Source organism: Agilicoccus flavus (assembly GCF_014857905.1).
In the GTDB taxonomy this organism is placed as follows: Bacteria; Actinomycetota; Actinomycetes; order Actinomycetales; family Dermatophilaceae; genus Agilicoccus; species Agilicoccus flavus.
The window spans coordinates 1-21,104 of the sequence record NZ_JACYXE010000004.1; the positions used below are offsets into that span (position 1 = coordinate 1).

Consider the following 21,104-nt stretch of genomic DNA (forward strand, 5'->3'; position numbering starts at 1 on the left):
CCACTTCAAGAACTGGAACGCCGTGCACACCGACTACCGCCGACCCTACGCCACATTCGCCAACGCAATTACCGCAACCATCGCGTTATACAATTACGCAACCGCATCTTGAATAAGCCTCAATCGTTCCGCTTGAGCGTGACGGTCTTGTTGGCCTGGTCGTAGGACTCGAAGGCGAACGCACCGGTGCCGGTGGGGTACTTGTTCGCGTAGTCGGAGAAGACGAAGCCCTCGCCCTGGGTCTTGACGTCGTTCGCCTTGTACTTGTCCATCGCGGTCGGGCTCTGCATCGAGAACGACGGGAGGCCGAGGATGGCCGGGAACTTCGACGTGACGCGCGAGATGGCGACGTCGACGGTCTTGGCGTCCTTGGCGGTGCAGCTCTTGAACAGCGACGGGGCCTTCTTGTCGGCGAACCCGCCGAAGTTGTCCGTCCAGTACTGGGACACCGCGGCCGTGGCGCCGGCGCCCGTCTGGCTGTACATGCGGGTGAAGTTCTTGCAGACGGCCTCGGCGTCGAAGGCGGTGCCGTCGTGGAACTTCACGCCCTCCCGGAGGGTGAAGGTCCAGGTGAGGCCGTCGGCGGACGGCTTCCACTCCGTCGCGAGGCCGGGGGCGACGTCGGCCGAACCGGGCTTGAAGGACACGAGGCCCTCGAACATCTGGCGGCTGACGCGGAAGGTCTCGCCGTCGGTCGCGTAGAAGGGGTCGAACACCTTGGGTGCGCCGGCCGCGCCGAAGGTGAAGGTCCCCCCGCCACCCCCGGACGCGCCGGAACCGGAGGACTCTCGCTGGCTCTCCGCGCAGGAGGCGAGCGAGAGGGCGACGAGGGACGCCGTGGCGAGCGTGGCCACCGTACGCGTGACGGTCATGTCGTGCCTTTCGTTCGGCAGGGGAGGGCGGCAGATCGCTGTCGCTCGTCCCGCCCCGGGGACCTCCGGGGTGCCGTGAAGTTATCACCGCGGCCGCGGCCGCCACGGCACTTTCGCCCGTGCCGCCCGGATCGAGACGAACCCGTCACCCGGCGGTGTGGGCTCGCGCCCTACCCTCGGGGCATGTCCGATGCGCCCGAACTGGTCGTCGGTGCCGTCCTCCTCGACGACGCCCTCGCCCCCCGCCGGTTCCTCGCCGCGCGGCGGGCCGCTCCCCCCGAGCTGGCGGGTGGGTGGGAGCTGCCGGGCGGCAAGGTGGAGACGGGGGAGACACCGGAGGCGGCGCTGCGGCGCGAGCTCGACGAGGAGCTCGGCATCGCGGCGGGCCTCCTGGACCCCCTGCCCGGCCCGGGCCCCGACGGCCTGTGGCCCCTCTCGCCCCGGTACGTCATGGCGGTGTGGTTCGCGCGCGTCGACGCGGGGACACCGAGGCCGTTGGCCGAGCACGACGAACTGCTCTGGCTCGCGCCGGCGGAGTGGGACCGGGTGGCGTGGCTGCCCGGGGACCTGCCCGTCGTGCGCACCGCGGTCACCCGACTGCCCTGAGCGCCGGCCCGCCGCCGCACGCGTGGTCGGCGCCCGCGGGCGGGGATGCGAACATGGAGAACATGCCCACGCAGATCCGCGGCGACATCCGCAATGTCGCCATCGTTGCCCACGTCGACCACGGCAAGACCACTCTTGTCGACAAGATGCTCTGGCAGGGGGGCGCGTTCGGGGAGCACGACCACGTCCAGGAGCGCGCGATGGACTCGGGGGACCTCGAGCGCGAGAAGGGCATCACCATCCTCGCCAAGAACACGGCGATCACGTACAACGGCCCCTCGGCCAAGGCGAACGGTCACGAGTCGGTGACCATCAACATCATCGACACCCCCGGCCACGCCGACTTCGGCGGCGAGGTCGAGCGCGGCCTGAGCATGGTCGACGGCGTCGTCCTCCTCGTCGACGCGTCCGAGGGCCCGCTGCCGCAGACCCGGTTCGTGCTCCGCAAGGCCCTCACCGCGAAGATGCCGGTCGTCCTGTGCATCAACAAGGTCGACCGCCCCGACAGCCGCATCGCCGAGGTCGTCGACGAGGTGTACGAGCTGTTCATGGACCTCCTCGAGGACGCCGCGGGGCACGAGGACCAGCTCGAGTTCCCCGTGGTCTACGCGTCCGCCAAGGCGGGCCTCGCCTCCACGGAGGCGCCGGAGGACGGCGGGCTGCCCGACAGCCCCGACCTCGAGCCGCTCTTCAAGACGATCATGGAGACGATCCCCGCTCCGACGTACGACGACGAGGCCCCCCTGCAGGCGCAGGTGACCAACCTCGACTCCTCGAACTTCCTCGGCCGCCTCGGGCTGCTGCGCGTGCACAACGGCACCATCGCCAAGGGCCAGCAGGTCTCGTGGTGCCGCACCGACGGGAACGTGCAGAAGGTGAAGATCACCGAGCTGCTCATGACCTCGGGGCTCGAGCGCCGCCCGATGGAGCCGGGGCAGAGCGCCGGCCCCGGCGACATCATCGCCATCGCCGGCATCCCCGAGATCATGATCGGCGAGACGATCGCCGACGCGGAGGACCCGCGCCCCCTGCCGCTCATCACGGTCGACGAGCCCGCGATCGCCATGACGATCGGCACGAACACCTCCCCGATGGCCGGGAAGGTGCGCGGGGCCAAGGTGACGGCCCGCCTCGTCAAGGAGCGCCTCGACCGCGAACTCATCGGCAACGTCTCGCTGCGGGTGCTGCCCACCGAGCGCCCCGACGCGTGGGAGGTCCAGGGCCGCGGCGAGCTCGCGCTCGCGATCCTCGTGGAGCAGATGCGCCGCGAGGGCTACGAGCTGACGATCGGCAAGCCCCAGGTCGTCACGCGCGAGGTCGACGGGAAGGTCCACGAGCCCATCGAACGCCTCACCATCGACACGCCCGAGGAGTACCTCGGCGCCATCACCCAGCTCCTCGCCGCCCGCCGCGGGCGCATGGAGCAGATGACCAACCACGGTACCGGCTGGGTCCGCATGGAGTTCGTCGTGCCCTCCCGCGGGCTCATCGGGTTCCGGACCGAGTTCCTCACGGAGACGCGGGGCTCGGGCATCGCCCACCACGTGTTCGACGGGTACGAGCCGTGGTTCGGCCCCATCACGACGCGCATCAACGGCTCGCTCGTCGCCGACCGGACCGGCCCCGTCACCGCGTACGCGATGGTCAACCTGCAGGAGCGCGGCACGCTGTTCGTCGAGCCGGCCACCGAGGTCTACGAGGGCATGATCGTCGGCGAGAACTCCCGCGCCGACGACATGGACGTCAACATCACCAAGGAGAAGAAGCTCACGAACGTGCGCGCCTCCTCCGCGGACAACTTCGAGAAGGTCATCCCGCCGCGGCAGCTCTCCCTCGAGCAGAGCCTCGAGTTCTGCCGCGAGGACGAGTGCGTCGAGGTGACGCCCGAGGCGGTGCGCATCCGCAAGGTCGACCTCGACGCGAGCGTCCGCGCCCGTACCGCGGCCCGCGCCCGCAGCGACGCCCGGCGCTGACCGGGCCGGCGGACCGCGACACGGCGCCGAGGGGAGACTCGCCATGACCGAGCCCCCGGAACCCCTGGGGTCGGCAGCACCCGTCGCGGCCGGCGACCACGTGGTGGGGCGGGACTTCGGGCCGGCCACGCGGTTCGTCGACCCCCTGCGGGACGTCGAGTTCGAGGACTGCGCCTTCACGGGCGTCGTCCTCGACTCCGCGACGCTGCGGCGCGTCGTCTTCCGCGGGTGCACCTTCACCGACTGCAGCCTCGTCGCCCCGGTGTGGCCGGACTCGGCCCTGCTGGGCTGCGCCTTCGTCGGCTGCCGGCTCGTGGGCGTCTCGTTCGGGCAGCTCGCGGACAGCGTCGTCGTCGAGCCGTGCAGCTACGAGCGCTGCCGGCTCGAGCTGTGCGGCCTGGCCGGTCGCGACCTGTCCGGCTGGAGCTTCACCGCGTGCTCGGTCCTCGAGTGCGACGTCGCCGACTCCGACCTGCGCCGGGCGACGTTCGCGGACTGCGACCTGTCCCGGACGACGTTCCGCGGCTGCGACCTGCGGGACGCGTCGATGCCCGGCACCGTCGGGCTCGCCCTCGACGTGCGCGACAACCGCGTGCTCGGCCTGCGCGTCGACCCGGCCGCGGCGGCGGGCCTCCTCGCGCCGCTGGGGATCCGGGTGGGCTGACCCCCGCCGGGCGGCGTTCGGGGGGCCCGCCACGACCGGCGGACCGACGCGTCGAGGGTCCGGCGAGCGCCGCATCGGGGTGCGGCGGCGCCCACTAGGCTCGGGGCAGGGCCCCGGCGCGGGCCCCCGATCGAACCCCCCACCCCGCGAGGACATCCGATGACGCACACCGTCGACCAGCAGGCGCTCGCCGCCGCGCTCGAGCCCGCCCGGGCGCGCTACGCCGAGTTCGAGAAGGCCGGGATGAAGCTCGACATCACCCGCGGCAAGCCGTGCGCGGCGCAGCTCGACCTCTCGGACGGTCTCCTCACCGCGGTCGGCGCCGGGCAGGCCCGCGCCGACGACGCCGGCGACCTGCGCAACTACGGCGGCGCCCCGAAGGGGCTCGCCGCCCTGCGCGAGATGTTCGCCCCGCTGCTCGACGTGCCGGCCGACCAGCTCGTGGCCCGCGACAACGCCTCGCTGGCGCTCATGCACTTCTGCGTCGCGACGTCGTTCTTCCACGCGCCCCCCGGCGGGGAGACGCGGTGGATGGGGCAGGACGTCACGTTCCTCGCGCCCGTGCCCGGCTACGACCGCCACTTCTCGGTCTGCGACGACCTGGGGGTGTCGCTGACGACCGTCGGCATGACCGACGAGGGCCCCGACATGGACGAGGTCGAGCGGCTCGTCGCGTCCGACACCTCGATCAAGGGCATCTGGTGCGTGCCGAAGTACGCCAACCCCACGGGCATCACCTACTCCGACGAGGTCGTCCGCCGCCTCGCGGCCATGCCCGCGGCCGCCCCCGACTTCCGTGTGTACTGGGACAACGCCTACGCGATGCACCACCTGTCCGCCACGCCCGACGAGCTCACCCCGATCCTCGCCGCCTGCGCGGAGGCCGGGAACCCCGACCGCGCGTTCGTCTTCGGGTCCACGTCGAAGGTCACCTTCGCCGGGGCCGGGGTCTCCTTCTTCGGCGGCTCGCCCGCCAACGTCGCGTGGTTCCTCGCCCACGACGGCAAGCGCTCCATCGGCCCCGACAAGGTGAACCAGGAGCGGCACGTCCGCTTCTTCGGCGACACCGACGCCGTCCGGGACCACATGGACCGGCACCGCGAGATCCTCGCGCCGAAGTTCGAGGCCGTCGGCAAGGCCCTCGCGCAGGACCTCGGCGCGCTCGGCGTCGCGCGCTGGAACGACCCCAACGGCGGGTACTTCGTCAGCCTCGACGTCGTCCCCGGCACCGCGAGCCGCGTCGTCGAGCTCGCGAAGGACGTCGGCGTCGCCCTCACCCCCGCCGGCGCCACCTACCCCGGCGGCGTCGACCCCGACGACACGAACATCCGCATCGCGCCGTCGTTCCCGACGACCGACGAGCTCGCCCGCGCCCTCGACGTGCTGACGACCTGCGTCGTCATCGCCGCCGCCGAGAAGCTCCTCTGAGGGCACCCGATCGCAACGGCACCCGCCCCCCACGCGGGGGGACGGGCGCCGTTCGCGTCCGGGGACTCGCCTCAGTCGCCGACCCTACCCATGTGGTCGGCTCGCTCGGCGGGGCTCCGGAGGAAGCAGGGTCGGTCTTCGCCTCAGTCGCCGACCGTGTCGCGGGCCCTCTGGACGATCTTCGGGTCCGGCGCGAAGACGACCGAGGTGTCCTTGCCCTCGTAGTCGAACTTGTTCAGGAAGAAGCGCATCGCGTTGATGCGGGCGCGCTTCTTGTCGTTGCTCCTGATCGTCGTCCAGGGGGCGATGTCGGTGTCCGTGGCCCGGAACATCTCCTCCTTGGCCTCGGTGTACCGCTCCCACCGGTCGAGGGACTCGATGTCCATCGGCGACAGCTTCCACTGGCGCACGGGGTCGATCTGCCGGATGGCGAAGCGGGTCCGCTGTTCACTCGGGGTGACGGAGAACCAGAGCTTCGTGAGGGACAGGCCGGCGTCGATGAGGGCCTCCTCGATGAGGGGGCACTGGGTGAGGAACCGGCGGTACTCCTCTTCGGTGCAGAAGCCCATGACGCGCTCGACACCCGCGCGGTTGTACCAGGACCGGTCGAACAGGACGATCTCGCCGCTCGTCGGGAGCTGCTGGATGTACCGCTGGAAGTACCACTGGCCGAGCTCGGTCTCCGTCGGCTTGGTCAGGGCCACGACGCGGGCGGCGCGGGGGTTGAGGTGCTCCGTGAACCGCTTGATCGTGCCGCCCTTGCCGGCCGCGTCGCGGCCCTCGAAGACGACGACGTGCTTGAGGCCCGTGTCCTGCGTCCAGTACTGGAACTTCAGCAGCTCCACCTGGAGCAGATATTTCTCGACCTCGTACTGCTCGCGCGTCATGCGCTCGTCGTAGGGGAAGTCCTCGCGCCACGTGTCGACCGCGGACCCGCCCGGGTCGATGAGGTCGGGGTCGGACCCGTGCTCGTCGCTGCGCACCGTGAACCCCTCGGTGCGCAGCTTGTCGATGTACTGCCTCATCTGGTCGGGCACGTCGGCTCCGTTCTGCTCGGGCGCCCGCGAGGGGCGGGACCGGCCGGGGTGGGGCGGCCCGGCACGGCGTCCGACACGGAAGATCGGAACGGTGCGCGGTGGGACCCACGCATCGTGCTCGGGCCTGATGACGTGGAGGCTACAGGGCGGTGAACGACCAGGGGGCCGGTCGAGGCGGCCCGGCGGACGGCGCCGGGTAGATTGGCGGCCGGTCGAGGAGAGGTGGAGCCACATGGCGGACGAGCGCCGGGCGCGGCTGCTGTTCGTGCACGCCCATCCGGACGACGAGACCCTGGCCACGGGGGTGGCGATCGCCACGTACGCCGCCGCCGGGCACGAGGTCCACGTGCTCACCGCGAACCTCGGCGACGAGGGCGAGGTCATCCCCGACGACCTGCGGCGTCTCGACCCCGCCGAGCAGATCGGGCCGGAGCGCGGGGTCGACCTCGCCGCGTACCGGCGTGGCGAACTGGTCGCCGCCCTCGACGCGCTCGGCGCCGCCGGGCGTCTTCTCGGCGAGGACGCGCCGCTGCAGGCGGGGACGGGCCCGGGGCCGTTCCGCGACTCGGGCATGGTCGGCACCCCCTCGGCGGGTCACCCCCGCGCCCTCGTCGGCGCCGACCTCGACGCGCTCGCAGACCTGGTCCGCGCCGTCGTGCAGGACGTGGGCGCCGACGTCGTCGTGACGTACGACTCCGCCGGCGGCTACGGCCACCCCGACCACGTGCGGGTCCACGCGATGACCTGCCGCGCGCTCGCAACCATGCCGGCGCAGGCCCGGCCGGCGTTGTTCGCGGCCTACGTCCCCGCCGACGCCGCCGCGGCCGACCGGGCCCGGTTGCCCGGACTCGTCGACCCCGCCCTGCGCCTGAGCGTCCCCGGACCGGACGACCCCTACCCGCCCTCCGTGGTCGACGCCGGGGTCGTCACCCACGAGGTCGTGGGCACGCCCGAGGCGCTGGCCCGCCGCGACGCGGCGCTGCGCGCCCATCGCACCCAGGTCACGCTGTTCGAGGGCGGGTACCACGCGCTGTCCAACGACGTCGCCGCCCCCACCCCCACCCGAGAGGGGTACGCCCGCCTCGACCCGGAGACGGGGGAGCCCCTCCCGGGGCCGCGGAACGGCGGCGGGAGGCCGGGCCTGGTGCCCGACCTGCCGGGCGAAATCGGGACCGACCCGCGGGAGGACCGGACATGACCTCGACGACGCCCCACCTCCCCGACCCCGCGGGGGCCGGGAGCGACGCCGACCGGGCCCGATTCCGGCAGGCCATGGGCCGGTTCGCGACCGGCGTCACCGTCCTCACGACGGTCGCCGACGGCCACGACCACGCGATGACCGCGAACTCGGTCACCTCGGTCTCGCTCGAGCCGCTCCTCGTGCTCGCCTGCGTCGAGCTCGAGGCCCGGTTCCACGACGCGGTGATCGAGGCCGGGGTGTGGGGTCTCAACGTGCTGCCGGGCGGGGCGCGGCCCACGGCCGCGTGGCTCGCCACGCGCGGGCGGCCCCTGCACGGTCAGCTCGACCGCGTGCCGCATCGCCGCGGGCCCGCCACCGGGGTCGCGCTGCTCGACGGCGCCATCGCCACGCTCGAATGCCGCACCCGGGACGTCCACCGGTCCGGCGACCACGACATCCTCGTGGCCGACGTGCTCTCCGTCGACCTGGACCCCGCCGACGCCGACGCCCTCGTCTACTGGCGCGGCGAGTATCACCGCATCTCCTGAGCGCCGCGTCGGAGCTCGGACTACTCCTCCGCGCGGACCCGGGCGCGGCGCCCCGCGCCGTCGACGCGCCCACCCCCGTCGAGACCCGTCGTCGATCGGCGCGGATCGCCGCGGTTCCCTCCCGCCTGCGGGCTAGCCTGACGCGCAGGGGGAGCGGTCGGTGGGGAGCTTCGCCGGATCCGCGTCGACGTCCTGCGGGCGGCTCGCGCCGGTCGGGGACGAGAGGGGAGGTGAGGGGATGCGTCGGACCGGGACGCTGATCGGGCTGCTCGCGCCCCTCGCCCTCCTCGCCGTCATCTACGCGGGAGTGGCCTGGGTCGTGGGGAGCCGGCTCCCCAGCCGGGCCAGCGTCCTCGGCGTCGCCGTCGGCGGTCTCACCGCCGACGAGGCGCGGGACCGGCTCGCGCCCGTCGCCGCGGAGCGCGCCCGGCAACCCGTGCGGCTCGAGCTCGACACGCACGCGGTCACGCGGCCCGCCGAGGACCTCGGCCTGCGGATCGACCTCGACGCGACCCTCGCCCGCGCGTCCGGCTTCTCCGCGGCACCCACGGAGGTGTGGCGTCGGCTGAACGGTGGCGGGCCCCTCACCCCGGTGACCCGGCTCGACGCGGGCGTCGCCTACGCCGCGGTCGCGGAGGCGGCGCGTGCGGTGGACCGCCCGCTCGTGGCCGGCGCGGTCACGTTCCCCGGCGGGCGCGTGGACGTCGTCCGCCCCGAATCCGGCCGACGGGTCGACGTCGACGGCACCCTGGCCGCCCTCGAACGCGCGTGGCCCGCGTCGTCGGACGTCACCGGCCCGGTCGCCGTGACGCAGCCGCCCGTCGCGGCCGCCGAGGTCGACCGGATCGTCGAGCAGGTGGCCGACCGGGCGGTCTCGGGCCCGCTGACGATCGTCGTCGGACGAGCCCAGGTCCCGCTCGCGCCCGCCACCTTCGCCCCGGCCCTGGCGATGCGCCCCGCCGGGGGCGGCCTCGACCTCGTCGTCGACCCCGGCGCCCTGGGGCCCGTGCTCGCGGCCCTGCCCGGGGCGAAGGCCGAACCCACCGACGCCGGGCTCCGGATCGAGGGCGGGCGGCCGGTCGTCGTGCCCGGCCGCGACGGGTACGCCCCCGATGCCGCCCGTACCGCGCCCGCCGTGCGCGCGGCGCTGCTCGACCCGGCCCGCACCGCGGCCCTGCACACGACCGCGCGGGTGCCGCACCGGACGACGGCCGAGGTCGGAGGCTGGGCCGTCACGGGGATCCTGGGCCGGGCCACCGTCTCCCTGGCCGACTCCGGCGGCGACGCCGACGCCGTCGCGAACGCCGCCCTCGCCGCCCGCCGACTCGACGGGACGCTCGTCGCCCCCGGCCGCACCCTCAGCCTGCTCGGCGTGCTCGGTCTCGCCGGGGCGCCGGCCGCCGACTCCGGCTGGCGTCCCGCGCGCAGCGCCGACGACCCCGGCACCGCGGTCGTCGGGGCGGGCGCCTCCCAGACCGCCACGGCCCTGTCCGCCGCCGCCCTGGCGGCCGGGCTCGACGTCGCCCCGCGCGCCCCGCACCGGACGTGGGACCCGACCCGCCCCGAGGGGCTCGACGCCGATCTGCGCGCCCCCGACGTCGACCTCGGCCTCCGGGCGCCCGCCGACTCCGGGCTGCTCATCGAGGCGACCGTCGCGGGCGGTGCGGTCCAGGTGCAGGTCTGGGGCCGGCCCGGCCCGCCCGTGCGCCTCACCGTCTCGCCGCGAGAGGGCGAGCAGACCCCGGGCGACCTCATCGGACCGGCGCAGGGGTGCGTCCCGGTCGAGCGCACCCGCCCCGGTTTCACGGTCTCGGTTCGGCGTATCATCGGTGCTGCTGCCGGTCGGCCGTCCCGGACGGACACCGTCGGCGTCACCTACGAGGGGCGCGGGCGGGTCGTGTGTCCCGGCCCACCCGTCAGCCCGACCGATCCCGATCCGGCGCTTGCGCCCCCAGACCCGTCCACCGGGTACTGACCTCGTCCCGTCCAGGAGGACCGCCCCCATGACCTACGTCATCGCCCAACCGTGCGTCGACCTCAAGGACAAGGCGTGCATCGAGGAGTGTCCGGTCGACTGCATCTACGAGGGCAAGCGCTCGCTGTACATCCACCCCGACGAGTGCGTCGACTGTGGTGCCTGCGAGCCGGTGTGCCCGGTCGAGGCCATCTACTACGAGGACGACGTCCCCGAGGAGTGGGCCGACTACTACAAGGCGAACGTCGAGTTCTTCGACGACCTCGGCAGCCCGGGCGGCGCCGCGAAGATGGGCATGATCGACGCCGACCACCCCCTCGTCGCCGCGCTGCCCCCGCAGAGCCACGACGAGTGAGCATCGAGCGCGTCGGGGTGCGCCGTCCCGTGGCGGGCCGGCTGCCCGACTTCCCGTGGGACACGCTCGCGCCGGCCAAGGCCGTCGCGGCGGCCCACCCCGACGGGCTCGTCGACCTGTCCGTCGGCACGCCCGTCGACCCGACCCCCGAGGTCGTGCGGCGGGCGCTCGCCGACGCGGCCGACGCGCCCGGCTACCCCCAGACGCACGGGACGCCCGCGCTGCGCGAGGCGGTGGCCGACTGGTTCGCGCGCCGGCGCGGCGTCCCCGACGTCGACCCCGACGGTGTGCTGCCGACGATCGGCAGCAAGGAGCTCGTCGCCTGGCTGCCGACCCTGCTCGGGCTCGGCCCCGGCGACGTCGTCGGTCACCCCGAGATCGCCTACCCGACGTACGACGTGGGCGCCCGCCTGGCGGGGGCCACGCCCCGGGTCGTCGAGGGCCTCGCCGCCCTCGGGCCCGTGTCGGCCGCCTCCGCCCCCCGCCTGCTGTGGATCAACAGCCCCGGCAACCCGCACGGTCGCGTCCTCGGCGTGGGCCACCTGCGCAAGGTGGTGGCCTGGGCCCGCGAGCACGACGTGATCGTGGCCTCCGACGAGTGCTACGCCGAGCTCGACTGGCGCGACGAGCCGGGCGGCGTCCCCAGCATCCTCGACCCACGCGTGTGCGACTCCGATCACACCGGTCTGCTCGCCGTCTACTCGCTGTCGAAGCAGAGCAACCTCGCCGGGTACCGGTCGGCGTTCGTCGCCGGCGACACCGCGCTCGTCGCCGAGCTGCTCGAGGCGCGCAAGCACGCGGGAATGATCGTGCCGGCCCCGATCCAGGTCGCCACGATCGCGGCCCTGGCCGACAGCCACCGCGTCGCGGCGCAGAAGGAGACCTACCGCGCCCGTCGCGACGAACTCCGCGCGGCCGTCGAGGCGTTCGGCCTGCGGATCGACCATTCCGAGGCCGGCCTGTACCTCTGGGCCACCCGGGACGAACCGGCCGCGCAGACCATCGACGCGCTGGCGCGGCTCGGCATCCTCGCCGCGCCCGGCACGTTCTACGGCCCGGCCGGGTCACGTCACGTCCGGCTCGCGCTCACCGCCTCCGACGAGGACGTCCGGGCCGCGGCCCGGCGACTCGCAGGGGCCGCCCCGGCGTGACCCGCGCCACACACCTCGGCGGGGCCGTCCCCGTCCGAACCGACCTGGGACCGTGACCCCTCCGCACCTGAGATACCGTCGGGGGGAAGCCCCTGCCCCCACCCACGAAAGGACCGGCACCTCCATGGCGAATGACGCAGAGCTGCGATCCGGCGAGCACACCGTCTCCCTCCCGCTGGTCGAGGCCACCGAGGGCAACAACGGCTACGACATCTCGTCGCTGCTCAAGGAGACGGGCGACACCACCTTCGACATCGGCTTCGCCAACACCGCCGTCTGCAAGTCGGCGATCACCTACATCGACGGCGACGCCGGGATCCTGCGCTACCGCGGATACCCGATCGACCAGCTCGCCGAGAAGTCGACGTTCCTCGAGACCTCCTACCTCGTGCTCTACGGGGAGCTGCCGACCCCGGCTCAGCTCGAGGCCTTCCAGCACAAGATCACGAACACGTCGCTGCTCGACGAGCGGATGCGCGACCTGTTCCGCTGCTTCCCGCGCCGCAGCCACCCCATGCCGGTGCTGTCGGCCGGGATCATGGCGCTGTCGACGTTCCACACCGACGCGGTGTCGACCGAGGACGAGGACGCCATCGAGACGGCGACGATCCGCCTGCTCGCCAAGGTGCCGACCCTCGCCGCCTACGGGTACAAGAACTCGATGGGGCAGCCGTTCCTGTACCCCGACACGAGCCTGGGCTACGTCGAGAACTTCCTGCGCCTGTCCTTCGGCTTCCCGACCGAGCCCTACGAAGTCGACCGGAAGGTCGTGCGGGCGCTCGACACGCTCCTCATCCTCCACGCCGACCACGAGCAGAACTGCTCGACGTCCACGGTGCGCCTCATCGGCTCCGCCAAGGCCGACCTCTTCGCGTCGGTCGCGGGCGGCGTCAACGCCCTCTCGGGCCCGCTGCATGGCGGGGCCAACCAGCAGGTCGTCGAGATGCTCGGCCGCATCAAGGCCGACGGCGGAGACGTCGACCACTTCGTCCAGCGGGTCAAGGACAAGGAGAAGGGCGCGAAGCTCATGGGCTTCGGGCACCGCGTCTACAAGAACTACGACCCCCGCGCGGCCATCGTCAAGAAGCACGCCGACGAAATCCTCGGCGGCGTCGCGGGCAGCAACGAGCTCCTCGACATCGCCATGCGCCTCGAGGAGATCGCGCTCAACGACGACTACTTCAAGGAGCGCAAGCTCTACCCGAACGTCGACTTCTACACCGGCCTCATCTACGAGGCACTGGGCTTCCCCACGGAGATGTTCACGGTCCTGTTCGCCCTCGGGCGCATGCCCGGGTGGATCGCGCACTGGCGCGAGATGAACGCCGACCCCAGCACGAAGATCGGCCGCCCGCGCCAGATCTACACCGGTGCCACCGAGCGGGAGTACGTCCCCGCCGACAAGCGCTGACCCCTCTCCGGAGCCACGCACCGGAGCCGCGAACGGCGGACACCCTCACGCGGGGTGCCCGCCGTTTCGCGTGTCCGGTGCACGGGCGTGGTGGTGTGGGGGGCCCCGGGTGTGGGGCCGGGCTCAGCGCCGCAGGGCCACGGCGGTGGTCCGGGCGTCGGCGTCGCCGCCCCGGGCCCAGGCGGCGCGTGATCCCGCCGTCCACGTCCATCCCTGCGACGTGACGCCGGCGATGCGGCGGTCCGGCGCGTGGGCCACCGCCCAGGCGGCGATCGCGGCCGCGCCCTCGGTCGAGTCGGTGCCGACGGTGAAACCGCCGCTGCTCACGGTGGCGCGGACCCCGAAGACGTCGTCGACCTCGCGGGCCAGCTCCCCGGCCGTCCCGGGGACGGCCCCCGGGGCGTCGTCGCCGGACGTGCACGTGACGGCGCGCGGGACCCGGCCCATGAACGCGCCGGCGAGGACGGCCGCCTCCCGCTCGTGCTTGGCGTAGGCGTCGGGGAAGCCGCTGCGCTGCACGGCCTGCGCGACCTCGGTGAGGGGCCGGTTCCGGTAGTCGCGGACCTTGACGAGGTGGCTGTAGAACGTCTCCGTGGCGTAGCGGGGGTCGGAGACCTGCGCCGCGGTGCCCCATCCCTGCGACGGCCGCTGCTGGAAGAGGCCGAGGGAGTCCCGGTCGCCGTGGTCGAGGTTGCGCAGCTTCGACTCCTGCATCGCCGTGGCCATCGCGATCGTCGCGGCGCGCACGGGCAGCTTGCGGCGCACCGCGACCGCGCCCACGAGCGCGGCGTGCCTGGCCTGCTCGGGGTCGAGGTCGACCTCGACCCCGCCGGAGGCGACGACGCACGACGGCGGCAGGAGGGACCGCCCCCGTTCGAGCACCGCTCGCCCGACGACGACCACGAGCGCGAGGACGACGACGGCCACGAGGGCCGTGACCCAGCCGGGGCGCCGGCCCCGCCGGCGGCGACGTCGATCAGTCGTTGGCATGCAGTTCCGCGTTGAGGGCGACACCGTGGCCGTCCCGGGCGATCGCGCGGACGCGCCCGCTGACCGAGTCGCGCAGGTAGAGCAGTCCGTCGCGCCCCGAGAGCTCGCGCGCCTTGACGACGCGCTCCTGACCGTCGTCGTCGACGACGGTCACCTTGGTGCCGGCCGTGAGGTACAGGCCGGCCTCGACCACGCAGTCGTCGCCCAGCGCGATCCCGACCCCGGCCTCGGCGCCCACGAGGCACCGCTTGCCGACGCGCACGCGCTGCGTGCCGCCGCCGGAGAGGGTGCCCATGGTCGACGCGCCGCCGCCGATGTCGGAGCCGTCGTCGACGACGACGCCCTGGCTGATCCGTCCCTCGACCATCGAGTGCCCCAGCGTGCCCGCGTTGAAGTTGACGAAGCCCTCGTGCATGACGGTCGTGCCGTCGGCGAGGTGCGCGCCGAGGCGGACGCGGTCGGCGTCGCCGATGCGGACGCCGCCGGGCACGACGTAGTCGGTCATGCGCGGGAACTTGTCGACGCCGAAGACCTGGACCGGGCCCTCCTCGCGCAGGCGGGCGCGGGTCGTCTCGAAGTCCTCGACCGCGCACGGGCCGCGGTCGGTCCACACGACGTTCGGGAGGACGCCGAAGATGCCGTCGAGGGTGATCGAGTTCGGCTCGACGAGGCGGTGGCTGAGCAGGTGCAGGCGCAGGTAGGCGTCCTGCGTCGAGGCCGGTGCGGCGTCGAGGTCGATGGCGACGAGCTCGACCCGCGTCTTCACGCGGCGGCGGGGATCCTCCTTCTCGAGGGTCGCGAGCTCGACCGGCACCCCGTACGGGCCGTCGTCCGGCGCGCTGCCGAGCGCCGGCGACGGGTACCAGGCGTCCAGCACGCGATTCTCGTCCGTGAACGTCACCAGGCCCCAGCCCCACGCAGATCGACTCATGTCGGCCAGCCTAATGGGGCGCCGACGCCCCTTCGCCGACCCCGCGTCGTGGCGGCGACCGGCGGGCGGACCGACGGGATCGGCCGGCCGTCTCCTAGGGTCGGGCCATGGAGACACCGGAGCTGGACCTGGGTCAGGACGTCGTCGCGCTGACGGCGGCGATCTGCGACGTCGAGTCGGTGAGCGGGGACGAGGCGCGGCTGGCGGACGCCGTGGAGCGCGCGCTGAGGCGCTGTGCACACCTGGAGGTGAGCCGGTTCGGTCACGTCGTCGTCGCGCGCACCGACCTCGGGCGGCCCGAACGGGTCGTCCTCGCCGGCCACCTCGACACGGTGCCGCTCACCGACCCGCCGAACCTGCCGACCCGGATCGAGACGGGGCCGGACAGCGACGTCCTGTGGGGCCGCGGCACGGTCGACATGAAGGGCGGGGTCGCGGTCCAGCTCCGCCTCGCGCACGAGCTCGCGGCCCCGACGCGGGACGTCACGTACCTGTTCTACGACTGCGAGGAGGTCGACGCCGACCGCAACGGCCTCAACCGCCTCGCGGGCGAGCGTCCCGACCTCCTCGCCGCCGACTTCGCCGTGCTGCTCGAGCCGACGAACGCCGCGGTCGAGGGCGGGTGCAAGGGCACGCTGCGCGTCGAGGTGCGGGTGACCGGAAAGGCGGCGCACTCCGGCCGGCCGTGGATCGGCGACAACGCGATCCACAAGGCGGCGCCGGTGCTCGCACGGCTCGCGGAGTACGAGGCCCGGGAGGTCGACGTCGACGGCCTCGTCTACCACGAGGGGATGTCGGCCGTCGGCATCCGCGGCGGCATCGCCGGCAACGTCATCCCCGACGAGTGCGTCGTGCTCGTCAACTACCGGTTCGCGCCCGACCTGACGGTGCAGGAGGCGTACGCCCACGCCGCGTCGCTCTTCGAGGGGTTCGAGGTCACGCTCGCCGACGCCGCGCCCGGGGCCCGCCCCGGCCTGCACCTGCCCGCCGCCCGGGACTTCGTCGCCGACCTCGGCCGGCCCGTGACCGCGAAGGAGGGGTGGACCGACGTCGCCCGGTTCTCCGCCCTCGGCGTGCCCGCCGTGAACTTCGGTCCCGGCGACCCCCTGCTCGCCCACCAGGACGACGAGCGGTGCCCCGTGGACCAGCTCGTCGAGGCCGAGGCCGCGCTGACCCGCTGGCTGGGATGACGCCCGACGGGGTGCGGGGGTGCCATAGCCGCGGACTATGCCCGGGATCGACACAAACGATCGGCGCCGGCTTGGGAACGGCGCGCCGTTGATATAGCGTCTATATCGCACCGGATGCGCGGTGGCGGGCCCGAACGGCCCGGCCGACCGCCCGCGGGAATCGACGTCGCGACCCGCCGTCCCGGTCCCGCCGGCCCCTCGCGGCCGGCGATCCCTCGAACGTCACTGCGGAAAGGCGACCACCCATGTCCCTGATGAACACGGAGATCCTCCCCTTCTCGACCACCGCCTACAAGAACGGCGACTTCGTCGAGGTCACCGACGAGAGCGTCAAGGGCTCGTGGGGGATCTTCTTCTTCTACCCCGCCGACTTCACGTTCGTCTGCCCGACCGAGCTCGGCGACCTCGCGGACCACTACGAGGAACTGCGCCGGCTCGGCGTCGAGGTGTACTCGGTCTCGACCGACACGCACTTCGTCCACAAGGCGTGGCACGACAGCTCCGAGACGATCGGCAAGATCGGCTACTACATGCTCGGCGACCCCAGCGGCGCCATCACGAACAACTTCCAGAACATGCGCGAGGGCGCCGGCCTCGCCGACCGGGCGACCTTCCTGATCGACCCGCAGGGCGTCATCCAGTACATCGAGGTGACGGCCGAGGGCGTCGGCCGCTCCGCCGAGGAGCTCCTGCGCAAGGTCAAGGCCGCGCAGTACGTCGCGGCCCACCCGGGCGAGGTCTGCCCCGCCAAGTGGGAAGAGGGCGAGTCGACGCTGACCCCGGGCCTGGACCTCGTCGGCAAGATCTGAGTCCGCCGGCCGGCCCCGGGCCGCACCCGCGACGTGGCGGGCGACCCACCGGTCGCCCGCCACGCTCGCGCCCGCTCGCGCCCGCTCGCTCATCGCCCGGCCCACCGCCTCGAACCCCCGCCCGCCGGCGTCGGCCCCACCTTCCCGCCGACCCGACGGACGCCCCGTCCACAGACAAGGATCGCGACACTTCATGCTCGATTCCGCGCTCATCACCCAGGTCAACACCCTCATGACCAACCTCCGGCGACCCGTCGAGCTCGTCGCCACGCTCGACGACCGGCCCGCGTCGGCCCAGATGCGGGAGCTGCTCACCGAGATCGCCGAGCAGTCCGACCTCATCACCGCCTCGTTCGACGGGGACGACGAACGCGCCCCGTCCTTCGCGGTCACCTCGCCCGGGACCGGCATCGACGTCCGCTTCGCCGGCCTCCCGCTGGGGCACGAGTTCAGCTCCCTCGTCCTCGCGCTCCTGCACGTCGGCGGCCACACGGTCAAGGAGGAGGACGACGTCGTCGCCGCGATCCAGGGCCTGACCGGGGAGTACGAGTTCGTCACGTACATGTCGCTGTCCTGCCAGAACTGCCCCACCGTCGTGCAGGCGCTCAACACGATGGCGGCGCTCAACCCCCGCATCCGGCACACGGCCGTCGAGGGCTCTCTCTTCCAGGACGAGGTGAACGGCCGCAACGTGCTCGCCGTGCCCACGGTGTACCTCGACGGCGAGGTGTTCGGTCAGGGGCGCATGGACGCCGCCGAGATCGTCGCCAAGCTCGACACCGGGGCCGACGCGCGCGCCGCCGAGAAGCTCGAGGCCCGCGACCCCTACGACGTCCTCGTCGTCGGCGGGGGCCCGGCCGGTGCCTCGGCCGCGATCTACGCCGCCCGCAAGGGGATCCGCACCGGCCTCGTCGCCGAGCGGTTCGGCGGGCAGGTGCTCGACACCATGGCCATCGAGAACCTCGTCTCCGTGCCGTACACGGAGGGTCCGAAGCTCGCCGCGTCGCTGCGCGAGCACGTCGACGCGTACGACGTCGACGTCCTCACCGGATACCGGGCGGCCGGGCTGGCGCCGGCGGGGGAGCAGGGGCTCGCCACGGTCGAGTTCGAGGGCGGCGGCTCCCTGTCGGCCCGCTCCGTGGTGCTCGCGACCGGAGCGCGGTGGCGCACGATGGGCGTCCCCGGCGAGGACGAGTACCGCAACAAGGGCGTGACGTTCTGCCCCCACTGCGACGGACCGCTGTTCCGGGACAAGCCGGTCGCCGTCGTCGGCGGCGGCAACTCCGGCGTCGAGGCCGCCATCGACCTCGCGGGGGTCGTCCGGCACGTCACCGTCGTCGAGTTCCTCACCGAGCTCAAGGCCGACGACGTCCTCCAGCGCAAGCTGCGCAGCCTGCCCAACGTCGACGTCGTGCTCGGGGCGCGCACCACCGAGGTCACCGGCGACGGGACCTCCGTCACCGGCCTTACGTACGAGGACCGCGCCACGGGGCAGACCCGGTCGTTGGCCGTGAACGGGGTCTTCGTGCAGATCGGCCTGCTGCCCAACACGGGGTGGCTCGACGGCAGCGTGGAGCTCACCGACCGCGGCGAGGTCGTCGTGGACGAGAAGGGCCACACGTCGGCGCCCGGCGTCGTCGCGGCGGGGGACTGCACGACCGTCCCCTTCAAGCAGATCGTCGTCGCGCTCGGGGCCGGCTCCACGGCGTCGCTGTCGGCGTTCGACCACCTCGTGCGCGCCACGGCGCCCGCCTGATGCCCGACGAGCCCCGGCCCGGCCCCGGCACGTCGGGGGGCGTGCGATGAACCTCCGCGACCTGGAGTACCTCGTCGCGCTCGACGAGCATCGCCACTTCGGCCGGGCCGCCCGGGCCTGCTTCGTCAGCCAGCCGACGCTGTCGACCCAGGTGAAGAAGCTCGAGGCCGAGCTCGGCGCCGACCTCGTCGAGCGGGGATCGCGGACCGTGCTGCTCACTCCCGTCGGGGCCCGCGTCGTCGCGCGGGCCCGGCGGGTCCTCGCCGAGGCCGACGACATCCGGGAGATCGCCCGGCAGGCGCGCGATCCCCTCTCGGGCACCCTCACGGTGGGCGTCTTCCCGACCCTCGGGCCCTACCTGCTGCCCCACGTCATCGGGTCGGTGCGCGAACGGTTCCCCGCGCTCGAGGTGCTGCTCGTCGAGGAGACCTCGCCGCGGCTGCTCGCGCGCCTGCACGCCGGGGACCTCGACGCCGTCGTCCTCGCGACCCCGCCCGTCGACGACCGCCTCGAGGTGGCGCCGCTCTTCCGGGAGGACTTCGTCCTCGCGAGCCCCGCGGCCCCGGCGCATCCGCCCGCGACCGCCACGCCGCCCGCGGGCGCCGCCGACGACACCTGCGCCGCCGACGACACCGGCGCCGCCGACGACACCGGGGCGGCCGAGGCCGGGGCCGACGAGGGCTCCCGCCCTGCTCCCGTGGGGCGGCGCGACCTGCGCGGCGTCGACCTGCTGCTGCTCGAGGACGGGCACTGCCTGCGCGACCAGGTGCTCGACGTCGCCCGCCGGTTCGGCGCCCGCGAGCGCGACGGGTTCCGGGCCACGAGCCTCGAGACGCTGCGCCTCATGGTCGCCTCCGGCGTCGGGTCCACGCTCCTGCCCCGCCTGTCGGTCTCGCCGCCGGTGCCGGCCCAGCCGGACATCGTCCTGCGGGAGTTCGACGCGCCCGTCCCGGCCCGGGACATCGCGATGGTGTGGCGCCGCTCGAGCCTGCGTGGCGAACTCCTGCCGCTGCTCGCGGACGTCATCGCCGGCGTGCCGCACGGCCTGGTGACCCCGCTGCGGCCGTTACCGTGACGTGCATGGACGACGACGTGCCCACCGACGCCTACCAGCGGGGCCCGGTCACTCTGCGGGGCAACCAGATCCCCGACTCGACGACCGACGCCCGCCTCCTCGACGAGCGCGGCCGTGCCGACTGGTTGCACACCGACCCCTGGCGGATCATGCGCATCCAGGCCGAGTTCGTCGAGGGCTTCGGGGCGCTCGCCGAGCTGGGTCCGGCCGTCAGCGTCTTCGGATCGGCGCGCACGGCCCCCGGCAGCGACGTCTACGAGCTGGCCGAGCGCGTGGGCGCCGCCCTGGTGCGGGCGGGCTACGCCGTCATCACCGGGGGCGGCCCGGGCGCGATGGAGGCCGCCAACCGCGGCGCCGGCCAGGCGGGGGGCACGTCGGTCGGGCTCGGGATCGAGCTCCCGTTCGAGGCCGGGCTCAACCCGTACGTCGACGTGGGCGTGAACTTCCGCTACTTCTTCGCCCGCAAGACGATGTTCGTCAAGTACGCCCAGGGGTTCATCGTCCTTCCCGGCGGCTTCGGCACCCTCGACGAGCTGTTCGAGGCCCTCACCCTGGTGCAGACGCGCAAGGTGACCCGGTTCCCGATCGTCCTGCTCGGGACGGCGTACTGGAGCGGCCTGCTCGAGTGGTTGCGCGAGGCGGCCGTGACCGCGGGGACCGTCTCGGCCGAGGACGTGGACCTGCTCCACGTCGTCGACGACCCCGACGAGGCCGTGCGCCTCGTGCGCGCCGCGGCGGACGAACGCACCGAGTCGTCGGCGACGCCGCCCGAGTGAGTGGGACGATGAACCGGTGATGGTCTTCCTCGTCGCCTCGCTCGTCGTCCTCGCCGGGATCGTCGTGGCCCTCGTCCTCGGTCGCGGCGGCGCGAACGTCCACCTCGGCCCGGCGCTCGACAGCGCCGGCGGCGTCGGACTGCCCGACGGGCCGGTCACAAGCGACGCCGTCGCCGACGTCCGCTTCGACACCGGCTTCCGCGGCTACCGCACCGACCAGGTCGACGCCGTGCTCGACGCCCTCGTGGCCCGCCTCGCCGAGCTCGAGAGCGAGCGGGGCGTCCGGGCGAGTCCGGCCGTCCACCCGTCCCACCTCGGGCCCGGGGCAGGGCCGCGTCACCCGTGCGCCCGGCCCGGGACCGACCGGTAGGGTGACT

Annotated in this window: 20 protein-coding genes; 16 read left to right on the forward strand and 4 right to left on the reverse strand. The window is 73.5% G+C overall.

What is annotated here, in order from left to right; all coding sequences use genetic code 11:
* Positions 1 to 119: 119 nt before the first annotated feature.
* Entirely contained in the window at positions 120 to 872 is a 753-nt protein-coding gene (locus ICW24_RS07440; RefSeq protein WP_226345093.1) for an ABC transporter substrate-binding protein, read from the reverse strand.
* 183 nt (positions 873 to 1,055) lie between these two features.
* Here ICW24_RS07440 and ICW24_RS07445 point away from each other — a divergent pair, with 183 nt between their 5' ends.
* The 4 genes from ICW24_RS07445 (at position 1,056) to ICW24_RS07460 (ending at position 5,543) form a co-directional block, all read left to right on the forward strand.
* Positions 1,056 to 1,478, forward strand: coding sequence for an NUDIX domain-containing protein (locus tag ICW24_RS07445; protein ID WP_226345094.1), 423 nt, complete (start codon positions 1,056 to 1,058; stop codon positions 1,476 to 1,478).
* Positions 1,479 to 1,540: 62 nt separating this feature from the next.
* Positions 1,541 to 3,451 (forward strand): translational GTPase TypA, encoded by a 1,911-nt coding sequence (typA, locus tag ICW24_RS07450; protein WP_226345332.1) that lies wholly within the window; start codon positions 1,541 to 1,543, stop codon positions 3,449 to 3,451.
* A 43-nt stretch (positions 3,452 to 3,494) separates the two neighbouring features.
* On the forward strand, positions 3,495 to 4,115 hold the full coding sequence (locus tag ICW24_RS07455) for a pentapeptide repeat-containing protein (protein WP_226345095.1): 621 nt from the start codon (positions 3,495 to 3,497) through the stop codon (positions 4,113 to 4,115).
* A gap of 159 nt (positions 4,116 to 4,274) precedes the next feature.
* Positions 4,275 to 5,543, forward strand: coding sequence for an aspartate aminotransferase type Ic (locus ICW24_RS07460; RefSeq protein WP_226345096.1), 1,269 nt, complete (start codon positions 4,275 to 4,277; stop codon positions 5,541 to 5,543).
* Positions 5,544 to 5,686: 143 nt separating this feature from the next.
* On the opposite strand, the gene ppk2 is transcribed toward ICW24_RS07460, so the two are convergent.
* Positions 5,687 to 6,568, reverse strand: a complete 882-nt coding sequence (gene ppk2 / locus ICW24_RS07465; RefSeq protein ID WP_226345333.1) for a polyphosphate kinase 2 — start codon at positions 6,566 to 6,568, stop codon at positions 5,687 to 5,689.
* 244 nt (positions 6,569 to 6,812) lie between these two features.
* Here ppk2 and ICW24_RS07470 point away from each other — a divergent pair, with 244 nt between their 5' ends.
* The 6 genes from ICW24_RS07470 to ICW24_RS07495 all read left to right on the forward strand — a co-directional run bounded on the left by ICW24_RS07470 (position 6,813) and on the right by ICW24_RS07495 (position 13,200).
* Positions 6,813 to 7,778 carry a PIG-L family deacetylase gene (locus tag ICW24_RS07470; RefSeq protein ID WP_226345097.1) on the forward strand — a complete coding sequence of 322 codons (966 nt, stop codon included), beginning with the start codon at positions 6,813 to 6,815 and terminating at the stop codon, positions 7,776 to 7,778.
* Complete coding sequence (locus ICW24_RS07475; protein WP_226345098.1) at positions 7,775 to 8,308, forward strand: flavin reductase family protein; 534 nt, start codon at positions 7,775 to 7,777, stop codon at positions 8,306 to 8,308. Before ICW24_RS07470 ends, ICW24_RS07475 begins: the two co-directional genes overlap by 4 nt.
* Before the next feature lie 238 nt (positions 8,309 to 8,546).
* Positions 8,547 to 10,283: a VanW family protein gene (locus ICW24_RS07480; RefSeq protein ID WP_226345099.1), complete on the forward strand. Its 1,737-nt coding sequence runs from the start codon at positions 8,547 to 8,549 to the stop codon at positions 10,281 to 10,283.
* 28 nt (positions 10,284 to 10,311) lie between these two features.
* A complete protein-coding gene (fdxA, locus tag ICW24_RS07485) occupies positions 10,312 to 10,638 on the forward strand; it encodes a ferredoxin (protein WP_226345100.1) in 327 nt (108 codons plus the stop codon).
* Positions 10,635 to 11,789, forward strand: coding sequence for a succinyldiaminopimelate transaminase (gene dapC / locus ICW24_RS07490; RefSeq protein ID WP_307781312.1), 1,155 nt, complete (start codon positions 10,635 to 10,637; stop codon positions 11,787 to 11,789). Before fdxA ends, dapC begins: the two co-directional genes overlap by 4 nt.
* A gap of 124 nt (positions 11,790 to 11,913) precedes the next feature.
* Complete coding sequence (locus ICW24_RS07495; protein WP_226345101.1) at positions 11,914 to 13,200, forward strand: citrate synthase; 1,287 nt, start codon at positions 11,914 to 11,916, stop codon at positions 13,198 to 13,200.
* A 123-nt stretch (positions 13,201 to 13,323) separates the two neighbouring features.
* Here ICW24_RS07495 and ICW24_RS07500 read toward each other — a convergent pair whose 3' ends face one another.
* Positions 13,324 to 14,190: a hypothetical protein gene (locus ICW24_RS07500; RefSeq protein WP_226345102.1), complete on the reverse strand. Its 867-nt coding sequence runs from the start codon at positions 14,188 to 14,190 to the stop codon at positions 13,324 to 13,326.
* The gene (gene dapD, locus ICW24_RS07505) at positions 14,177 to 15,121 is read right to left on the reverse strand and encodes a 2,3,4,5-tetrahydropyridine-2,6-dicarboxylate N-succinyltransferase (protein WP_226345103.1); all 945 of its coding nucleotides are present in this window, start codon (positions 15,119 to 15,121) and stop codon (positions 14,177 to 14,179) included. The genes ICW24_RS07500 and dapD overlap by 14 nt, the downstream gene beginning before the upstream one ends.
* Positions 15,122 to 15,228: 107 nt before the next feature.
* Here dapD and dapE point away from each other — a divergent pair, with 107 nt between their 5' ends.
* The 6 genes from dapE (at position 15,229) to ICW24_RS07535 (ending at position 21,097) form a co-directional block, all read left to right on the forward strand.
* Positions 15,229 to 16,311: a succinyl-diaminopimelate desuccinylase gene (dapE, locus tag ICW24_RS07510; RefSeq protein WP_226345104.1), complete on the forward strand. Its 1,083-nt coding sequence runs from the start codon at positions 15,229 to 15,231 to the stop codon at positions 16,309 to 16,311.
* A 245-nt stretch (positions 16,312 to 16,556) separates the two neighbouring features.
* Entirely contained in the window at positions 16,557 to 17,120 is a 564-nt protein-coding gene (gene ahpC, locus ICW24_RS07515) for an alkyl hydroperoxide reductase subunit C (protein WP_226345105.1), read from the forward strand.
* Between the two features lie 193 nt (positions 17,121 to 17,313).
* On the forward strand, positions 17,314 to 18,876 hold the full coding sequence (gene ahpF / locus ICW24_RS07520) for an alkyl hydroperoxide reductase subunit F (RefSeq protein ID WP_226345106.1): 1,563 nt from the start codon (positions 17,314 to 17,316) through the stop codon (positions 18,874 to 18,876).
* A gap of 46 nt (positions 18,877 to 18,922) precedes the next feature.
* Positions 18,923 to 19,951 carry a LysR substrate-binding domain-containing protein gene (locus ICW24_RS07525; RefSeq protein WP_226345107.1) on the forward strand — a complete coding sequence of 343 codons (1,029 nt, stop codon included), beginning with the start codon at positions 18,923 to 18,925 and terminating at the stop codon, positions 19,949 to 19,951.
* Between the two features lie 5 nt (positions 19,952 to 19,956).
* Positions 19,957 to 20,727 carry an LOG family protein gene (locus tag ICW24_RS07530; protein WP_226345108.1) on the forward strand — a complete coding sequence of 257 codons (771 nt, stop codon included), beginning with the start codon at positions 19,957 to 19,959 and terminating at the stop codon, positions 20,725 to 20,727.
* A gap of 19 nt (positions 20,728 to 20,746) precedes the next feature.
* Positions 20,747 to 21,097 (forward strand): DivIVA domain-containing protein, encoded by a 351-nt coding sequence (locus ICW24_RS07535; protein WP_226345335.1) that lies wholly within the window; start codon positions 20,747 to 20,749, stop codon positions 21,095 to 21,097.
* The last annotated feature ends 7 nt before the right edge of the window (positions 21,098 to 21,104 follow it).